16 protein-coding genes are annotated in these 17363 nt (G+C 44.7%); 11 read left to right on the top strand and 5 right to left on the bottom strand.

The window, feature by feature from the left end; all coding sequences use genetic code 11:
* The first annotated feature begins 75 nt into the window (after positions 1–75).
* The 3 genes from AB4Z08_RS33485 to AB4Z08_RS33475 all read left to right on the top strand — a co-directional run bounded on the left by AB4Z08_RS33485 (position 76) and on the right by AB4Z08_RS33475 (position 3381).
* Entirely contained in the window at positions 76–1050 is a 975-nt protein-coding gene (locus AB4Z08_RS33485) for a KpsF/GutQ family sugar-phosphate isomerase (protein ID WP_441578149.1), read from the top strand.
* Positions 1051–1052: 2 nt separating this feature from the next.
* A complete protein-coding gene (locus tag AB4Z08_RS33480; RefSeq protein WP_331965876.1) occupies positions 1053–2144 on the top strand; it encodes a mannose-1-phosphate guanylyltransferase in 1092 nt (363 codons plus the stop codon).
* A gap of 100 nt (positions 2145–2244) precedes the next feature.
* On the top strand, positions 2245–3381 hold the full coding sequence (locus AB4Z08_RS33475; protein ID WP_441578148.1) for a methionine aminotransferase: 1137 nt from the start codon (positions 2245–2247) through the stop codon (positions 3379–3381).
* Positions 3382–3526: 145 nt separating this feature from the next.
* Here AB4Z08_RS33475 and AB4Z08_RS33470 read toward each other — a convergent pair whose 3' ends face one another.
* The 3 genes from AB4Z08_RS33470 to AB4Z08_RS33460 form a co-directional block, all read right to left on the bottom strand.
* On the bottom strand, positions 3527–4216 hold the full coding sequence (locus AB4Z08_RS33470; RefSeq protein WP_441578147.1) for a carbonic anhydrase family protein: 690 nt from the start codon (positions 4214–4216) through the stop codon (positions 3527–3529).
* Positions 4217–4301: 85 nt separating this feature from the next.
* Positions 4302–5951, bottom strand: a complete 1650-nt coding sequence (locus tag AB4Z08_RS33465) for a SulP family inorganic anion transporter (RefSeq protein ID WP_441578146.1) — start codon at positions 5949–5951, stop codon at positions 4302–4304.
* Between the two features lie 203 nt (positions 5952–6154).
* Positions 6155–6448: a hypothetical protein gene (locus AB4Z08_RS33460; protein WP_441578145.1), complete on the bottom strand. Its 294-nt coding sequence runs from the start codon at positions 6446–6448 to the stop codon at positions 6155–6157.
* A gap of 377 nt (positions 6449–6825) precedes the next feature.
* On the opposite strand from AB4Z08_RS33460, the gene AB4Z08_RS33455 reads away from it, so the two are divergent.
* From AB4Z08_RS33455 to AB4Z08_RS33440, 4 genes are all read left to right on the top strand, one after another.
* Complete coding sequence (locus AB4Z08_RS33455) at positions 6826–7164, top strand: PadR family transcriptional regulator (protein ID WP_441578144.1); 339 nt, start codon at positions 6826–6828, stop codon at positions 7162–7164.
* 34 nt (positions 7165–7198) lie between these two features.
* Positions 7199–8962: a PspC domain-containing protein gene (locus AB4Z08_RS33450; protein ID WP_441578143.1), complete on the top strand. Its 1764-nt coding sequence runs from the start codon at positions 7199–7201 to the stop codon at positions 8960–8962.
* A gap of 175 nt (positions 8963–9137) precedes the next feature.
* Positions 9138–11273 carry a ferrous iron transport protein B gene (gene feoB / locus AB4Z08_RS33445; protein ID WP_441578142.1) on the top strand — a complete coding sequence of 712 codons (2136 nt, stop codon included), beginning with the start codon at positions 9138–9140 and terminating at the stop codon, positions 11271–11273.
* Between the two features lie 44 nt (positions 11274–11317).
* The gene (locus tag AB4Z08_RS33440; protein ID WP_441578141.1) at positions 11318–12250 is read left to right on the top strand and encodes a M28 family peptidase; all 933 of its coding nucleotides are present in this window, start codon (positions 11318–11320) and stop codon (positions 12248–12250) included.
* Positions 12251–12323: 73 nt separating this feature from the next.
* Here AB4Z08_RS33440 and AB4Z08_RS33435 read toward each other — a convergent pair whose 3' ends face one another.
* Positions 12324–13778: a S41 family peptidase gene (locus AB4Z08_RS33435; protein ID WP_441578140.1), complete on the bottom strand. Its 1455-nt coding sequence runs from the start codon at positions 13776–13778 to the stop codon at positions 12324–12326.
* A 67-nt stretch (positions 13779–13845) separates the two neighbouring features.
* Positions 13846–14496, bottom strand: coding sequence for a DUF922 domain-containing protein (locus AB4Z08_RS33430; RefSeq protein WP_441578139.1), 651 nt, complete (start codon positions 14494–14496; stop codon positions 13846–13848).
* 163 nt (positions 14497–14659) lie between these two features.
* On the opposite strand from AB4Z08_RS33430, the gene paaA reads away from it, so the two are divergent.
* From paaA to paaD, 4 genes are read left to right on the top strand one after another with little or no spacing between them, the layout of a single operon-like run.
* On the top strand, positions 14660–15658 hold the full coding sequence (gene paaA, locus AB4Z08_RS33425) for a 1,2-phenylacetyl-CoA epoxidase subunit PaaA (RefSeq protein ID WP_441578138.1): 999 nt from the start codon (positions 14660–14662) through the stop codon (positions 15656–15658).
* 38 nt (positions 15659–15696) lie between these two features.
* Positions 15697–16065, top strand: coding sequence for a 1,2-phenylacetyl-CoA epoxidase subunit B (locus AB4Z08_RS33420; RefSeq protein WP_331972376.1), 369 nt, complete (start codon positions 15697–15699; stop codon positions 16063–16065).
* On the top strand, positions 16062–16826 hold the full coding sequence (gene paaC, locus AB4Z08_RS33415) for a 1,2-phenylacetyl-CoA epoxidase subunit PaaC (RefSeq protein WP_441578137.1): 765 nt from the start codon (positions 16062–16064) through the stop codon (positions 16824–16826). The genes AB4Z08_RS33420 and paaC overlap by 4 nt, the downstream gene beginning before the upstream one ends.
* A gap of 3 nt (positions 16827–16829) precedes the next feature.
* Positions 16830–17321, top strand: a complete 492-nt coding sequence (gene paaD / locus AB4Z08_RS33410; protein WP_441578136.1) for a 1,2-phenylacetyl-CoA epoxidase subunit PaaD — start codon at positions 16830–16832, stop codon at positions 17319–17321.
* Positions 17322–17363 lie beyond the last annotated feature (42 nt).

Raw genomic sequence — 17363 nt, 5'->3', positions numbered from 1 at the left:
AAAAGCGCGGAGTATCAATATAAATTACTTAACAGCACCAGTGCTGACTAAAAAATGATAAATTTGTAATTCGTCATGAAAAGGAATCAAACTATCAATATAGGAGACGTAGCCAAACGCACAATTGCCATGGAGGCATCAGCTATTAATGATTTGCAACAGTTTATAGATGCAGATTTTGAGAAAGTTGTTGAAAAGATTGCGCAATGTGAAGGACGGCTGGTAGTAACCGGCATCGGTAAAAGTGCCATTATTGCCCAGAAAATAGTGGCCACATTTAATTCTACCGGCACCCCTGCACTTTTCATGCACGCAGCAGATGCGATTCATGGAGATCTGGGGATGATCAGAGAGGAAGATATCGTAATGTGTATCTCGAAAAGCGGTACTTCTGCTGAAATAAAGGTACTGGTTCCCCTTGTGAAGAATTTTGGCAACATACTCGTCGCCATGGTGGGGAATACAAGCTCGTTTTTAGCCCAGGAAGCCGATTTGGTACTCAACACCACTGTTAGTCAGGAAGCGTGCCCTAATAACCTCGCACCCACCACCAGCACCACTGCACAGTTGGCAATGGGAGATGCGCTGGCGGTATGCCTGATAGAATGGCACGGATTTACGGCTGCTGACTTTGCAAAATTCCATCCCGGCGGGGCCCTGGGAAAGAAGTTGTATCTTAAAGTAGGGGATCTCAGCAAACAACATCAATCCCCACAGGTACTGCTAAACAGCTCCTTGAGAGAAGTAATAGTGGAAATATCCTCCAAAATGCTGGGGGTAACCGCAGTGGTGGATGAAAATGGATTATTAAAAGGCATTATTACAGATGGTGACCTGCGCAGAATGCTGGAGAAAGATGTTCCTACAGCAGCTGTAACGGCCAAAGATATAATGTCGCTGCACCCAAAAATGATTCAGCAGGATCAGCTGGCTATCAACGCACTTGAAATGATGCGCCAGCACGATATAACCCAACTGCTGGTAATGGACGGAGAGCGATATCAAGGTATTATTCACTTACATGATTTAATCAGAGAAGGAATTATTTAGAAATGACACAGCTGAACAGCCATTTTTATGTGGCAATAATGGCAGGGGGTATAGGCAGCCGCTTCTGGCCCCACAGCCGCACAGACAATCCCAAGCAGTTCCTGGACATCCTGAACACAGGGAAAACCCTGCTCCAATGGACTTATGAACGCTTCGCGCAGTTCATCCCAAAGGAAAATATTTTTGTGGTTACCCACCACCAGTATAACAGCAAGGTGAGCGATCAGTTACCTGAATTGCCTGCTGCCAATATTGTGAGCGAACCTTCCCGCAAAAATACCGCTCCATGTGTTGCTTATATCTCCCATAAAATCCATAAACAGGACCCGCTGGCCAATATCATTTGTGCACCGGCAGATCACCTGATCATGGACGGCCCTGCTTTTACCAACGCATGCCTCAACGCGCTGCTGTTTGTACAAAAAAACAGTGCACTGCTAACACTGGGCATTAAACCCACCAGACCCGATACCGGTTATGGCTATATTCAGTTTGAACCTCAACAGGTGTCCGACAATGTATACCAGGTAAAAACATTCACAGAAAAACCTAACCTGGAGCTGGCGAAAACCTTCCTCCAGAGTGGCGATTTCCTTTGGAATGCCGGCATCTTTGTATGGAATGTAAAAACGATCCTTGCAGCATTTAAACAATACCTGCCTGAAATAGACGAACTGTTTGAACAGGCTACACCAGCACTCAATACTCCACAGGAGAAAGAGGTGATGGAAAAGGTATACCCTCAGTGTACCAACATCTCTATCGACTATGGTATCATGGAGAAAGCCAGCAACGTTTATGTCATCCCTTCCAACTTTGGATGGAGCGACCTCGGTACCTGGGCTTCCGCTTACGAAAACCTGGAAAAAGATTATCTCGGCAACGCGGTTCAGGGCAAAAACGTAGTGGTAATAGATGCCACCAAGTGTATGGTAAAAGTACCCAACGATAAACTGGTACTGCTGCAGGGACTAGATGAGTTCATCGTAATAGATACTAACGATGTACTACTCATCTGTAAAAAAGAAAATGAACAACAGATCAAAGAATACGTAGGAGAAATAAAACGCAATAAGGGCGAAAAGTTCCTCTAAAGTTTTTCATTTTTTTGATATTGAAATTTAGATATTTAGCTGCTGAAAACAACCTGCTTTGGTACTAAATGCCTAAATTTCAATATCAAAAAAATTATAAATGGTCTCTAAACTGCCCAATGTAGGCACTACTATATTTACCGTCATGTCCGCACTGGCGGCTACCCACAAAGCCATTAACCTCTCCCAGGGATTTCCGGATTACGACTGCAGCGATGAGCTGAAAGCGATGGTGAATGAAGCCATGCAACAAGGCCATAACCAGTATGCCCCCATGCCGGGACTGATGCCACTCAGATCCGCCATCGCAGAAAAAATCAGTCACCTTTACCAGCAATCCGTTAACCCGGATACCGAAATCACCATTACCCCGGGAGGTACTTACGCCATTTTTACTGCCATTGCTACGTGTATTCATCCCGGTGATGAAGTGATCATTTTTGAACCTGCATACGACAGCTATATTCCCAACGTATTGGTAAACGGTGGCAAGCCCGTACTGATATCGCTTTCATTCCCGGACTACCGTATTAACTGGGAAGAAGTACGCAGCAAGATAACTCCCCGCACAAAAATGATTATGCTGAACACCCCGCATAATCCTACCGGAAGTATTTTACAGGAAAATGATATACAGGAACTGGAAAAGCTGGTGGCAGCATTTAACCTGCTGGTACTATCCGATGAAGTATATGAGCACCTGATATTTGACGGCGCTACCCATCATAGCATTTTGCGTTACCCGGCTATTTACCGCAATAGTTTTGTTACTTTTTCCTTTGGCAAAGTATTTCATAATACCGGCTGGAAAATGGGTTACTGTGTGGCGCCGGAGCACCTGATGAAAGAGTATAGAAAAGTGCATCAATATCTCTGCTTCTCCGTAAATACGCCTATGCAATATGGCCTGGCCAAATTTCTGGAAACACCTTCGCACTACCTGGAGCTGCCGGCATTTTATCAGCAAAAAAGAGATTATTTTCTACAGCTGATGAAAGATACCCGGTTTACCCCGCTATCCAGTGAGGGAAGCTATTTTCAGCTGATGAAGTACGACCGGATTTCGGAAGAAGGAGACAAAGATTTTGCGATACGCATGACCAAAGAATTTGGCGTAGCGGTGATCCCGGTATCAGCATTTTACCAGGATGGAAAAGATGATCACGTGATCCGTTTTTGTTTTGCTAAAAAGCAGGCCACGCTCGAACAGGCTGCGGCAAAACTCCTGCACATATAAAAGTCCCGGGACTGTATATAAAAAAAGGAGGCTCTTAATAACTGTTTGATCAATTGCCTTTAAATAAATTGATCAAACGGGTTATTAATGCCTCCCTCTTTTTTATGAAAAAGCAAATTTATTCCCTGCAATAAAAGGCGTTTTATTAAACGGCCACCGCTGCTGCTGGTTCAGCGGGTCTGTTGTTTTCCAGTATAAGTGTGTTCTCCTTGAAGGTCACGATACCGGTTTCTACATCATACACTGCCCCGATGATGCCAACTTCTCCTTTCTGAATCATTTCACGCAGAATATTGCTTTGTTCCATAATGGCTTGTACAGAACGTTCTACGTGAATATTGTTTACCGCTTCCACAAACTTACTGTTATGGGAATTACGGTCATTTTTTACTGTTTTTTCTGCAAAAACGGCGGGCGCTATTTTATTCAGCAACCCGGTGAGGTTGCCCATTTCTATGGCATCGCAGGCACCTTTAATGGCGCCACATTTGGTATGGCCCAATACCACTATGAATTTTGAACCGGCTACTTTGCAGGCATATTCGAGACTTCCCAGTACATTATCTGAAATAACGCCACCGGCTAAACGTATGCTGAAAATATCGCCCAGTCCCTGGTCAAAAACCAGTTCTGCAGAAGTACGGGAGTCCATGCAGCTTACAATAGCCGCCATGGGCCACTGTCCGTCAGAGGTATCATTTACCATCTGCAGCAGGTTACGGTTCAGGCGAAGGTTATCCACAAACCGGCTGTTGCCGGCTTTCAGTAATTCTAATGCCTTTTTAGGTGTTATATTGGATTGAGATATTTTATTGAGTGTTTTCATGATTGTCATTTTTTGAAATTGAAAAAACATGAACGGATAAAAGCATGGTATTCCGTTTACATTTGAATCGGCGCGGGAGCGTATGCCCCGGATATTAGTTTAACTGCAATTCTTTCAGCAACTCTTTATGGTTACCGGAAGAAATAGTGTGTACCTGTGGAGACGTCAGCCTGGATTGCTCTTCGGCTGTGAGATCGGGTGTATTTTGAATATTATACACCGTTTTAAACCCCGTCAGGATTACTTTGATATTTTTTTGTGGTGCTTTGATGTCTTTGAATTCGCGAATGGTTTGCAGTACATCAAAATCTATATACGCTGTTTTGTGTGCATCTATTACCAGTGTAATATTTTCGGGCATATGATCCAGCGTGAGCAGGATGCTGGCTTTATTCAGGAAAGAAACTTCCTGGGCCAGTTCCAGACGGATACTGTCTCCGCTATGGTATTTTTCCTTGCGGAAATAGTAGGAGCTTTTCATATTACCACGTAAAATGGCCAGTACGCTTACTACCATACCCAGTGCAATACCGATCAGCAGATCAGTAAACACAATCGCCACAACAGTTACCGCAAATGGCACCCACTGGTATTTACCGTTTTTAAACATCTCTTTAAAGATGGAAATCTTACACAGCTTATACCCGGTTACGAGCAATACTGCGGCGAGTGTAGCCAGTGGAATTTTATTTAATACCACGGGAATCAGCGCAGCACAGATCAACAGTAATGCACCATGTATCATGGTAGACATTTTTGTTTTACCACCTGCGTTGATGTTGGCGCTGGAGCGAACAATCACTGAAGTGATAGGTAAACCACCAATTAAACCACTCACAATATTCCCAATACCCTGGGCTTTCAGCTCACGGTTAGGAGAAGTGTAGCGTTTCATTGGATCCAGTTTATCGGTTGCTTCCACATTCAGTAATGTTTCTACAGAAGCTACAATCGCAATAGTTACCCCGATAATCCACACTTCTTTATTAGTGACAGCGTTGAAGTTGGGGAAAGTGAACTGGTTTACGAAATCACCAAAGCTGGCAGGTACCGGTAAGGATACCAGGTGATTAGATCCCAGTGCCAGCAGCTCGCTGCCGGAAAATGCTATATTCAGCAAAATGCCGGTAATTACTGCTACCAGCGGCGCTGGCACTACATTGAGTTTCGGGATCTTGCTCCAGTACAGAATAATGAAAATGGATATAATGGTAATCAGTGTTGCACCAATGCTGATATGATTAACAGCAGAAAGTAAGGCACTGAAGGTATTGTCGCCATCTACCTGGAAAAAGGTAAAATCACCTTCTGTGTTGGCATCATAGCCAAAAGCATGGGGCAATTGTTTCAGTATAATAATGATACCAATGGCCGTAAGCATTCCGGTGATAACATTGGAAGGGAAGTAGTTGGCCACTGTACCGGCTTTTATTAAACCCAGTACCAGTTGAAGCACTCCGGCAATAACTACAGCGAGCAGGAATACGTCGAACGCACCTAACTTGGTAATTGCTACCAGTACTACTGCAGTAAGACCGGCCGCAGGGCCGCTTACACTCAATTGCGAGCCGCTCAGGAAGCCGATGACCAGGCCACCCACGATACCGGAAATCATACCGGCAAACAGGGGAGCTCCGGACGCCAGCGCTATGCCGAGGCACAGTGGCACCGCAATGAGGAAAACAACAAGGCCGGCGGAGAAGTCGCCTTTTATATTAGAGAATAATGATGTTTGCTTGTTCATAAAATAAGCTTTTCCGTTAAGGGATCGCATTTCCGGATAGCAGCATTTGCCGCAACCGTGGAAACAATCAGATAGAATAACACTACCGTTGGGGACTCGAGACACGTATCACGATAACGGATACACGAATTCCAGGTAGTAATTGAATGAATGAATAAAAAGAATAGAAAAATCAGCGGTTGTGATCACAACTGCTTTGCGAATTATGCGATATGCATATTGGGAGGGGGGGCGTGTATTTCCTGAGCAGGGTTGCTTGGAATATCTTCCATTAAATGATATTGAAGTATACCAATAATGAGCAGTGGGTTAAATTGAACTTCATCAAATTGCTTGCAGAATTTCAGTTCCTTGGCAATTTTGATATGATCTCCACCACAATCAACAGGATGCTCTTCCACAATCTGATTATTAAACAGCAGCTTCCCTACTTCCTTGATAGGAAGTAATTGAGACACCATTAGTGCCAAAAGGAATATGCCGATAATTTTCTTCATGTGTATTTTACGCTTGTACAAATGTAATTGAGGGAAAGCACAAATTGTGATTTGTAGCCATTAAAAAAATGTTAAAGCAATTTAACACTAAAAAAGCTTATTTCAACCCAATTTCCGTTTATCCCTATTTAATGCCGTTCATCACTTTTGTAGATATCGCCTCTTTTATTATTTTCTTAGTAAGATGCTTACCTGTATTGCTTTTTGCTCCTTTTTTCGGGTAACCGTCTAAGCAAGTTATTTTGCTTTCTATGGTATTCGGTATTGCATAGTAGTAAATATTCCCTACTTTTGTATCGTACAATTGAAATAATAGCTATTACAACTATAACTGATCAGAAACCACCATTAAGAAAAAAAACTAAAGCTCACTTGCCATGAACATTGATAACACACAATCGCAGATGAGGAAGGGAGTGCTGGAGTTTTGCATACTGTCCATCATTAAGCAAGGGGAAGCTTACCCGTCAGATATCATCGAAAAGATGAAAGAAGCGAAGCTGGATATCCTGGAGGGCACCCTTTATCCTTTATTAACAAGATTGAAAAATGCAGAGCTACTCACGTATCGCTGGGTAGAAAGCAGTTCAGGTCCTCCAAGAAAATATTTTTCCATGACAGACAAAGGGGAAGCCTTTTATCAGGAACTGGAAAGCACCTGGAACGAACTGGCTAATGCAGTACATCAACTAACACAAAGCAGCACCCCTCTTTAAGAGAAGAGTTACCTAAAACCTAAATGAACTAGTAATGAAAAAGATAATCAACATAAACCTGTCGGGCCGACTTATCCCCATCGAGGATAGTGCGTACGAGATACTTAGCCAGTATCTGGGTAGCCTGAAGAAATATTTTTCGAAAGAGGAAGGTGGTGATGAAATTGTGTCTGACATTGAAAGCCGTATTGCCGAAGTTTTCCATGATATACTGAAGAAAGGGGCACATTGTATTACAGATGATGATGTAACCGCTGTAAAAGCTTCCATGGGCACACCGGAGCAATTTGATGATGCTTCCGGAGAAGGTACTAAGCAACAACAAAGAGATGACGCTTCAGACGCAGGATATATACCTCGTCCCCGCAAACGCCTGTACCGCGATCCGGAAAACAAGGTACTGAGTGGCGTATGTAGCGGTTTGGGCGCTTATTTTAATATTGATCCGGTAATCTTCCGCATCATCTTCGCCCTGCTGGCCATAGGTGGTTTTGGTACCGGTATCCTCGTATACTTCATTCTCTGGATAGCTACTCCGTCTGCCGATACCGCAGCGGAGAAGCTGGAAATGAGAGGCGAAAGAGTAGATCTGAATAATATCAGATCTACCATCCAGGAAGAGTTAAATCATATGAAAGGCCAGGTGAAAAATGTAGGAGAAGATATCCGAAATTTTTCGCAGGGCCGCGGCAAGCAAGTAGGTAGTGATATTGAACGCTTTTTTGTGAACCTGGCAAGTGGATTAGGTAAAGTGTTGGTAGCCGTTACCAAGGGGTTCTTTTATTTCTTTGCTGTAGTAATGCTGATCTGCCTCATCGTGGTAGGAATAGCTATGGCAGTATCTTCCGCGGCCCTTTTCCCCCTGAAAGATCTTTTCCTCAGTGGCGCTCAAAGCTTCTTCATATGGCCGGCCATCGGCTTATTGATTGGTATTCCGATTGTGGCACTGGTCATATTTATCATCCGTAAACTCACGGGCGTAAGAGAAACAAACCGCTATGCTGGTTATACATTAACGTTCCTTTGGTTGCTCGGACTGGCTTTTGCAGCTGTAGTAGTATCCTCAGTAGTGAAAGACTTCAGAAGACCCGCTACAGAAACGGAAACAATAGCCATTCAGCAGCCATCCAAGGGTAAACTGATCCTGAAAAAGGCACCAGGTGGCATCCTGACGGAAGGAGATGATGATATGCACTTCGGTTTCTTCGATGACCATTTGCTGGTAGCCGATGATACCGTGCTCATTAACTACATCCGTATAAGAGTGGAAAAAAGCCCGAACGACAGCTTTGGCGTAGAAGTATCCCGCTTTTCAAGAGGCCGTAATGTACAACAGGCCAAAGAACTGGCACATGATATCGCATTCCGCCTGAATCAGAATGACTCTATCCTGTACCTGCCGGAAGGTTTCTCCCTGTCTCCGCATTCTAAATACCGCGGCCAGCGTGTTACGGTAACCATAAGAGTACCGGTAGGCAAGAATATAGAAATAGATCGTGAAGTATATCGCAACTATTCTTTCAGCCGGTATAGCTCTGATGATGATAACTGGGATAACGATGATTATAATAATGACGAGGAAGGTCCGCTTAATCTGAAAATGACACCAGATGGTACGAATGACCTCAACGAACCTAAGCCAGCTCCTCAAAAGGAACATAATGACTCCACAGGAGAAGGATATCGTTACAAGGGCCCATCTGCTCAAAATGCAGTCAAAGCAGTCAAAAAGACCCCAGCATTAGATGGAAGTGTTTCTTTCCTGGCCTTTCTGATGGTGAATAAATATAACAGCTAATAGCATAATTGCTTAATTATAAATGAAGTGAAGTGAAAACGCCGCCATGTTTTCGCTTCACTTTTTTTTAACATACCCTTTCCGAGATTTTCCCGATCGGATCATTCATCCCTATGATTAATGTTTAACTTTGCGTATTCAGCTCATAATATTAAATAATAGGATAAGATAAGGAATGCAGGCTCCCATAAACATCGCGTTGGTAGGAAATCCGAATAGTGGTAAAAGTTCCCTTTTTAATGCGCTCACCGGCTTAAACCAGAAGGTGGGCAATTTCCCGGGAGTAACGGTAGACAAGAAAACCGGAACAGCTCAGATAGTACCTGGCGTCACGGCCAATATCATTGACCTGCCCGGAACTTATAGCCTGTACCCTAAAAGCGCAGATGAATATGTGACCTATGATGTGCTGATTAATCAGAACAGCAGCGACACCCCCCGCCTGGTTATTATAGTGGCAGATGCCTCCAACCTGAAACGCAATCTCCTCTTTTGCTCCCAGATCATTGATCTTAAGATTCCTGTTATCATTGGTCTGACCATGATGGACATTGCACGCAAAAAAGGAGTGGAAATAGACCTGGACGGACTGGAAAGAGAATTAGGGGTACCTGTAGTGGCTATTAATCCACGTAAGAATAAAGGGGTTACCGAAATTAAAAAAGTAATCGACCTGGCCATACGTTCACAATACAGAACGCCTCCCAGAGATTTTATCAACAACAGTGCCCTGGCCAAAGAGGTGATTGAAGAAGTGAAGAAAGCGGCACCCGCCTGTAAAAGCGATTACGGTGCTTTACATATAGCCGTGAACGTAGATGAGCTGTCATTTATCAACAGTGGTGAGAAACGGGCCATCAAAAATGCATTGCAAACATACCAGTTCAATAAAACGAAGATACAGGCGGAAGAAATTATGCAACGATATGCCCGCATCAAGCATATCATGAAGGCAACGGTAGTGGAAAATGATCCGCTGCAAAAACAATTGCGTTCAGAAAAAATTGATGACCTGCTGCTGCATCGTTTCTGGGGATACGCTATTTTACTGGTGGTGATGTTCCTCCTGTTCCAGAGCATTTTCTGGCTGGCCTCCTATCCCATGGACTGGATTGAAGGCAGTTTTGGCGCACTGAGTGGATGGTTAAGCAGTACGCTGCCCGATAATAAAGTCACCGACTTCTTCATAAATGGTATACTGGCGGGTATCAGCGGTTTTGCCGTATTTATCCCCCAGATCATGATCCTCTTTGGGCTGATCACCATCCTGGAAGATACCGGCTACATGGCGCGTATCAGCTTTTTAACCGATCGCTTAATGCGGCAGGTAGGATTGAATGGGAAATCTGTAATGCCGCTGATCAGTGGTGTAGCTTGTGCGGTGCCGGCTATTATGGCTACCCGTACCATTGAAAATAAAAAAGAACGACTCATCACCATCATGGTGACACCGTTAATGAGTTGCTCTGCCAGGTTGCCTATTTACACCATGATGATTGCGCTGGTTATTCCGGACAAACGGGTGTTTGGTATTCTTGGCCTACAGGGGCTGATCATGATGGGATTGTATCTGCTGGGCTTCTTTATGGCCATCTTTATTGCTGCTGTCATGAAGCTGTTTGTGCGCATTAAGGAGAAGAGTTATTTTATCATGGAATTGCCGGTGTATCGCTCACCGCGTTGGGCCAACGTTGGCACCACCATGGTAGAAAAAGCAAAAATATTTGTGAGAGATGCCGGTAAAGTGATTGTGGTCATATCGGTGATCTTATGGTTCCTCGCCTCTTATGGCCCTGCCAGCAGAATGCAGCCGGTACACCAGAAATACGAACAGTTATTATCCAAGGTCGCCCCGGACTCAAAGGAAGCCAGCATATTGAATAAAGAATTCCAATCGGCGAGGTTATCCAACTCTTATGCAGGAGTATTGGGGCATGCTATTGAACCGGCTATCCGCCCCCTGGGTTTTGACTGGAAAATAGGCATTGCACTGATTACCTCTTTCGCCGCACGTGAAGTATTTGTAGGCACCATGGCTACCCTTTACAGTGTGGGAGAAGATCCCGAAAATAATAATGCCACCTTGCGTGAAAAGTTGTCTTCCGCCACCTGGCCTGATGGAGCGCCTGTATATACCCTGGCCTCCGGGTTGTCATTAATGCTTTTCTATGCATTTGCCATGCAGTGTATGAGCACCATGGCGATTGTTAAACGGGAAACAAAATCGTGGAAATACCCTGTGATACAGCTTGTATACATGACCGCACTGGCCTATGTTTGCAGTTTCATCATCTTTAATATCTTCAAATAATATCTTGTACATTGCATTTATAGTTAATCGTAAATGCATTGTTTATGAAATTGCTCTGTTACAGCTTTTGCCTGTTATTTGCGCTCCCCCTAATGGCACAAACAGCCGTAGACTCTTCACAACTGATGAAGGACATACGGACTCTTTCTGCAGATAAATTTGAAGGCCGTAAAGCGGGTTCCCGCGGCAGTCGCATGGCACAGTTTTATATCATTGACCGCTTTAAGAAGTTAGGTCTTGCTGCCTACCACGACACCTACGAATATTCATTCTATTTCCAGGAAGGAGATAAGAAGGTAATGGGCACTAACCTCTACGGCTATATTCCAGGTAAGTTAAGCACCGTAATTGTGATCTCTGCACATTATGACCATCTGGGCATAAAAGCCAATGCCAATGGCACCGATTCAATCTATAACGGAGCAGACGATAACGCTTCCGGTGTAGGCGGATTGCTGGCGATGGCTGCGTACTTTAAAAAACATCCTCCCCGTTATACCCTGATCTTTGCTGCACTGGATGGAGAGGAAGAAGGCCTGCAGGGCGCGAAGGCTTTTGTAGCACAAACACCCGTACCTGTCATGCAAATCCGCCAGAACATTAATATGGATATGATTGCCCACAACGACAAAAATGAATTGTATGTATGTGGTACGTTTCAATTTCCAGACACAAGGAGATATATTGATGAGATAGCTGCCCATAGCGGTGTGAAGCTGATTGCGGGTCATGATAAGCCGGATAGCGGCGCAGAGGACTGGACCCGGCAAAGTGATCAGTACGAATTCTTTAAACAAAAAATTCCCTTCCTGTACTTTGGTGTAGAAGATCATCCTGATTATCATCATGCAACGGATGAGTATACACGAATTAATCATTCCTTCTATTACAGGGCTGTACAGACAATTTTAGACGTAGTGAAAAAGATGGACAGTGATATGCCGGAGAATAAATACAGTGGGGCAAAAACAATGTAGTGGTTTTACGGATGCAGCCATCTTTTCGGTAGAAGTATTACGCGATAAGATGGCTGCATCCGCCAATAGTTTCCTATTTTTTGAATGTTTGAATCATGCCTTTAAAGTGAGTAGCATCCAGTCTGTTGGCCGATGTACGGGCCAATCTGTTCCCGATAATTTTAGCGGAACGTCCCAGAGAAGCAGCCGGTACACCCATATCTACCAGTGAAGCTCGCAGCAAAGGATCTGCTAAATTTCCCCAGTCAGTAGTGTAGTCATCATCAGCCAGGACCTGCGGTTTTAAACCAGTGAAATAATCTCCTTCACCAGCGGCATTTTTAGTCTGAAAGTTCACCGCGTACATGTCATAGCTACCAAAGGAAATGCTGATAAATCCAACAGGTTTACCATAAGTAGTATCACCAACCAGTTTGGTTGTCATGGCAGGTTTCAGCACATTATACAGCATTTCGCTGGCAGACACGGTATTTCTTGTTACGAGGAAGTTGATTTTATTCAGTTCCAGTGCGCCTTCCTTTTGGAATTTAGCTGTTCTATACGTGGTGGCTTCCGCATAGAAAATATCTGTCCAGTTACGGGTAGGATAGTAAGGGAGCGCCTTCATGTTTCTGAAATAACTACTGTAGTTATTGGTGTTCACGTTGTTATTAAAATATTGGGAATACATTTCTGTATTCGATTTGGCGGCGGGCACCAGTTTGTTGGCCAGGTATTCGGCGGTTTCCAGCAGTCCGCCACCATTGTACCGGAGGTCAATAATAACCTGTTTTACACCTGCTTTCGCAAAGGAATCAAAGGTGGTATCGATCGCTGTTTTTACATCTGCCAATGCGAGGAAGTTGTTGAAAACGAAATAGCCGATTTTGGTACCATTGAAGTCATATAAATGCGAATAAAGCACGGGGTTCACTTTGTATTCGGCAGCGGTTAACGTGTTTTGCTGTGGCGTGTTATCTGGTTTGAGAAAGCCAAAGGTAGCGCTGGCGCTGGCAAAAGCATTATTCAACAGTTCATCTGTTGTACCATCACCATATTTAAAACTGGTAACACCATTTACAGCCGTCAGTTTCCATCCGCGTTTGATGCCGGCTTTATCTGCGGGAGAGCCAGGGTATACGTACACTACATACAGAGTAGTTTGGGTCTGGTAGCCTACTTCAAAGCCTATATCACCTGCAATTCCTTGCTGGAGCACCCTGGAGGTACCTCCATTATCCAAAAAGCTGTATCTGTCCAGGAAGTTGTTGGCATTATCTTTTTTATAGGACATTAAAGCTTTAAACATCGCCTTAGGCGTTGAGTAGCTGTTGGGTTTGAAAGTGCCTGAATCAGGCAAAGCATCCGTCCAGAGGTAAATGTCTTTGGAGATAAAGAAGATGCTGTCATTAATACTTTTCGCCGAACCGTTATTATTATCATCGGGATTCCGGTTCCGGCCGCTGTTATTGTCCTTTTTACAGGCAGACAGCAGAAAGAGCATAAAGAGGCTTGTGGCCAGTGTTTGGTAAAGTTGGCTAGATCGCATGTATTCCTGTTTTGTGCAGTATAACCGGTATGGCTAAACGCAAGGGCATAGATATTTCGGTTCGGTTCTAAAAGCTCATCTTTTCAATACCCAGTTCTTCAGGCAGTACGCCATTATTTCTAAGGCCTACATTCACTTTGTCCCGCCAGCGTAGTTGGGCCGCCGGATTCAGGCCGTGATTGGTTTCCTGGTCAAACTTGTATTGTAGCCGGTTCATTTCCCGGAATGATTGAAGATACTGATATTGTATGATACTATCATAGTCATCGCGGTTCAGGGCAGTTTGCCGGAGTTTTTGTTTGAACCGTTCTACCACCAGCCGGGTGATGTCGAAATGCAGTTGTTCATGGGCAAGTGCGTAGCTGGTTTTGGCATCGGCTCTTACCCAGGACGCGCTTTTTATAAAAAACACCTGCAGGCGCAGGGTAATGCGCAGGGTATCATTTACCAGGTTACTATTGCCATCGTAGGCAAAGCTGGTATAGGCCACTGCTGCGCTGGGTCCGGAAGGTGATGGTTTGGCCAGGAAATCATCCCACTGCAGTTTTCTGTCAGGCGCATAAAAAATGGTATCTGAAACAGGGGAGGTGACATCTTGTTTTTCTTCGAAATTTAGCTGTATTACGGTATAATGACGGTGTTTCTCCGGAGAAACACCCGGATGTTTGTGCCCGTGGGGCAGTAACAGCAAGCACAGTATAGCAGTGTTGGGTAGCATTGGTAAAATAGACCGGACTAAAATTACTGTAATGCCCGGCTATCTGTTTCACTGAGGGAAAATTTGGCGATTCTATAACATTTTCCCCGGTGGTTTTTGACAATGATTTCGGGCTAAAACGGGCTTTTTTCCGTAAATTACTTCCGACCAAAACAATCGCACTATGTACGGCGGTGGATATATTTTCGATGAACCCAACAGGAAACAGTTGCGGGAAGAGGAACAGCACGACGAGCCTGAAAAGCTCGCTGCATTTGAGGAACGTATTGCCAAAGGCGAAAAGATAGAACCCGGCGACTGGATGCCGGTGGAGTATCGCAGACAGTTGATACGCCTGATTGAACAACACGCTCACTCTGAAATTATTGGCGCATTACCGGAAGGCACCTGGATTACCAGGGCGCCGGGATTTAAGCGTAAACTGGCGTTAATAGCCAAAGTCCAGGACGAAATAGGCCATGGACAATTACTCTATAATGCTGCTGAAACACTGGGCAAATCCAGGGAGGCCATGATCAATGATCTCCTTAGCGGAAAATCAAAGTATTCCAACGTATTTAATTACCCGGCAGAAACCTGGGCAGACGTTGCGGTGATCGGATTTCTGATAGACGCAGCCGCCATTGTAAACCAGGTAGCCAATGCAAAGGGGTCTTACGGTCCTTATTGCAGGGCGCTGGAACGCATTTGTTACGAAGAAAGCTTCCACCTGAAACAAGGCCATGATGCTTTCATTGAACTGGCTACCGGTACGCCGGCACAAAAAGCGATGTTGCAGGATGCGCTGAACCGCTGGTGGCAGCCTATAATGCATTTCTTTGGTCCTCCCGATAAAACGTCCAGCCACAGTGAAAAGCTGATGCAATGGAAGGTGAAAATGGCCAGCAATGACGATATGCGCAATCAGTTCCTGGAATCTTATGTTCCTAAAATATGGGAACTGGGAATGACTTTACCGGATCCGGCGCTGAAGAAAAATGCAGAAAGCGGTAAATGGGAATATACCGATCCGGACTGGGATGAGTTTTTCCGGGTCATCAATGGTGGCGGACCATGTAATGCAGAGCGTTTACAGGTGCGTAAATGGGCAGAAGAGCAGGGACGCTGGGTACGCAAGGCATTAATGAGACCCACTGAAAAAAGAGCCTTGCCGGTAGCATAGCGCATCTATTTTACTTTTTAAAAACCACTCAATAATTCATGTCGAACGATTCTTTAGATCCCCGCGTAAACAGGCTGAAACTCGGCGAAGCGGGAGAAGTAGTGAAAGTGGAGGAAGGGGAGAACTGGAATATATACGAAGTATTTCACCAGGAAAAAAGGGGGGCACACCATGAGCACGTAGGGTGTGTACATGCTCCGGATCCACAGCTGGCCCTGGTATTTGCCAAAGAGCAATTTGCCCGCCGCAAAAAATGTGTAAACCTCTGGGTGGTGAGAAGTGCGGATATACTTGCATTTGATGTGGAAGATGAAGATATGTTTGCCAACAATATGGAGAAAACTTATCGTGATGCCAGCGGATTTAAAGTGATGGAGAAGATCAATAAATTCAAACAATCCAAATGATTAATAACGCAGCAATAACGGATCTGATCATAAAAATGGCCGATGATGAACTGATTCAGGGACATCGGAATTCTGAATGGACAGGGTTAGGACCTGTGATGGAAGAAGACATTGCTTTTTCTTCTATGGCGCAGGATAAAATAGGTCATGCCTGGGCTTTGTACCGGATACTTCATGAAGATCTGGGAGGTGAGCATCCTGACAGATTCGCATTTTTGCGACCGGAGAAGGAGTTTAAGTCGGCTCACCTGGTGGAAATGCCAAATGGAGAATATGACTTCAGCCTGATACGGCATTTTCTGTTTGACCACGCTGAAACAATACGATATGAAAGTTTGCAGGACAGCAGCTTTGAACCATTCCGGCAACTCAGCAAAAAAGTAAAAGGTGAATTGAAATATCATACACTGCATGCCAACGCCTGGCTGATGCAACTCAGCAATGCGGGTGAGGATAGCTATAGTCGTATGCAGCAATCTTTGAATGATACTATTGCATTGGCTGCCGGCCTGTTTGAAGTATCACCGGCACATGAAGCAGCGCTGATAGCAGACAAAGTATACCCCGGTGAAGCAGCACTCTATCATCGCTGGATGGATCGCATTTACCCGGTGTTGGTAAAGGCATCCCTGAATATCCCCGACATCAAAGACATTACACCGGTATTTGGCGGCCGGCAGGGTTTTCATACGGAGCACCTGCGGCCGTTGCTAAAAGAAATGAGCGAAGTGTTTAACCTGGATGCGGAGGCCAGCTGGTAAATAATGTCTCACAAAATAACAATAGCAGCAGTATACGAATCGCTGGAACACGTGATGGACCCGGAAATACCGGTTTTGAGTGTCATGGATCTGGGCATGATCACCGATGTGGACCTGGGTAGTACCGGCGTACACATCAAAATGATTCCCACTTTTGCTGCCTGCCCGGCAGTGAGTTATATTCAACATAATATAAAAACAACACTGGAAAGTGAACTCGGCATCGCCGTAAGTGTTGAAGTAGATAAACAAGTGCATTGGCAAAGCAACCGGATGACGCCTGCCGCCAAAGAAAAGTTGAAAAACTTTGGTATAGCCCCCCCACAGGTATTGGCCGGAGAAGTGAGTGCAGAACTAATGCTGGAGGTTCCCTGTCCGCATTGCGGCAGTCAGCAAACTTATCTGCGCTCTCCTTTTGGATCCACACTTTGCCGGGCTATCCATTTTTGCAAGGCCTGTGGACAAGTGTTTGAGCAGTTCAAACCACTGGAATAAGCCTTATTTCTATGTTCCCGCTTTAAATACCTATTTTTACAC

The organism is Chitinophaga sp. RAB17, assembly GCF_052114225.1.
Lineage (GTDB): Bacteria > Bacteroidota > Bacteroidia > Chitinophagales > Chitinophagaceae > Chitinophaga.
The sequence above is the reverse complement of the archived record's forward strand: the minus strand, read 5'-3'. Positions and strand labels throughout refer to the sequence as shown.

Coding starts and splice junctions, on each gene's coding strand:
- AB4Z08_RS33485 (WP_441578149.1), top strand. CDS start 76: ATGAAAAGGAATCAAACTATCAATATAGGAGACGTAGCCAAACGCACA.
- AB4Z08_RS33480 (WP_331965876.1), top strand. CDS start 1,053: ATGACACAGCTGAACAGCCATTTTTATGTGGCAATAATGGCAGGGGGT.
- AB4Z08_RS33475 (WP_441578148.1), top strand. CDS start 2,245: ATGGTCTCTAAACTGCCCAATGTAGGCACTACTATATTTACCGTCATG.
- AB4Z08_RS33470 (WP_441578147.1), bottom strand. CDS start 4,216: ATGACAATCATGAAAACACTCAATAAAATATCTCAATCCAATATAACA.
- AB4Z08_RS33465 (WP_441578146.1), bottom strand. CDS start 5,951: ATGAACAAGCAAACATCATTATTCTCTAATATAAAAGGCGACTTCTCC.
- AB4Z08_RS33460 (WP_441578145.1), bottom strand. CDS start 6,448: ATGAAGAAAATTATCGGCATATTCCTTTTGGCACTAATGGTGTCTCAA.
- AB4Z08_RS33455 (WP_441578144.1), top strand. CDS start 6,826: ATGAACATTGATAACACACAATCGCAGATGAGGAAGGGAGTGCTGGAG.
- AB4Z08_RS33450 (WP_441578143.1), top strand. CDS start 7,199: ATGAAAAAGATAATCAACATAAACCTGTCGGGCCGACTTATCCCCATC.
- feoB (WP_441578142.1), top strand. CDS start 9,138: ATGCAGGCTCCCATAAACATCGCGTTGGTAGGAAATCCGAATAGTGGT.
- AB4Z08_RS33440 (WP_441578141.1), top strand. CDS start 11,318: ATGAAATTGCTCTGTTACAGCTTTTGCCTGTTATTTGCGCTCCCCCTA.
- AB4Z08_RS33435 (WP_441578140.1), bottom strand. CDS start 13,778: ATGCGATCTAGCCAACTTTACCAAACACTGGCCACAAGCCTCTTTATG.
- AB4Z08_RS33430 (WP_441578139.1), bottom strand. CDS start 14,496: ATGCTACCCAACACTGCTATACTGTGCTTGCTGTTACTGCCCCACGGG.
- paaA (WP_441578138.1), top strand. CDS start 14,660: ATGTACGGCGGTGGATATATTTTCGATGAACCCAACAGGAAACAGTTG.
- AB4Z08_RS33420 (WP_331972376.1), top strand. CDS start 15,697: ATGTCGAACGATTCTTTAGATCCCCGCGTAAACAGGCTGAAACTCGGC.
- paaC (WP_441578137.1), top strand. CDS start 16,062: ATGATTAATAACGCAGCAATAACGGATCTGATCATAAAAATGGCCGAT.
- paaD (WP_441578136.1), top strand. CDS start 16,830: ATGTCTCACAAAATAACAATAGCAGCAGTATACGAATCGCTGGAACAC.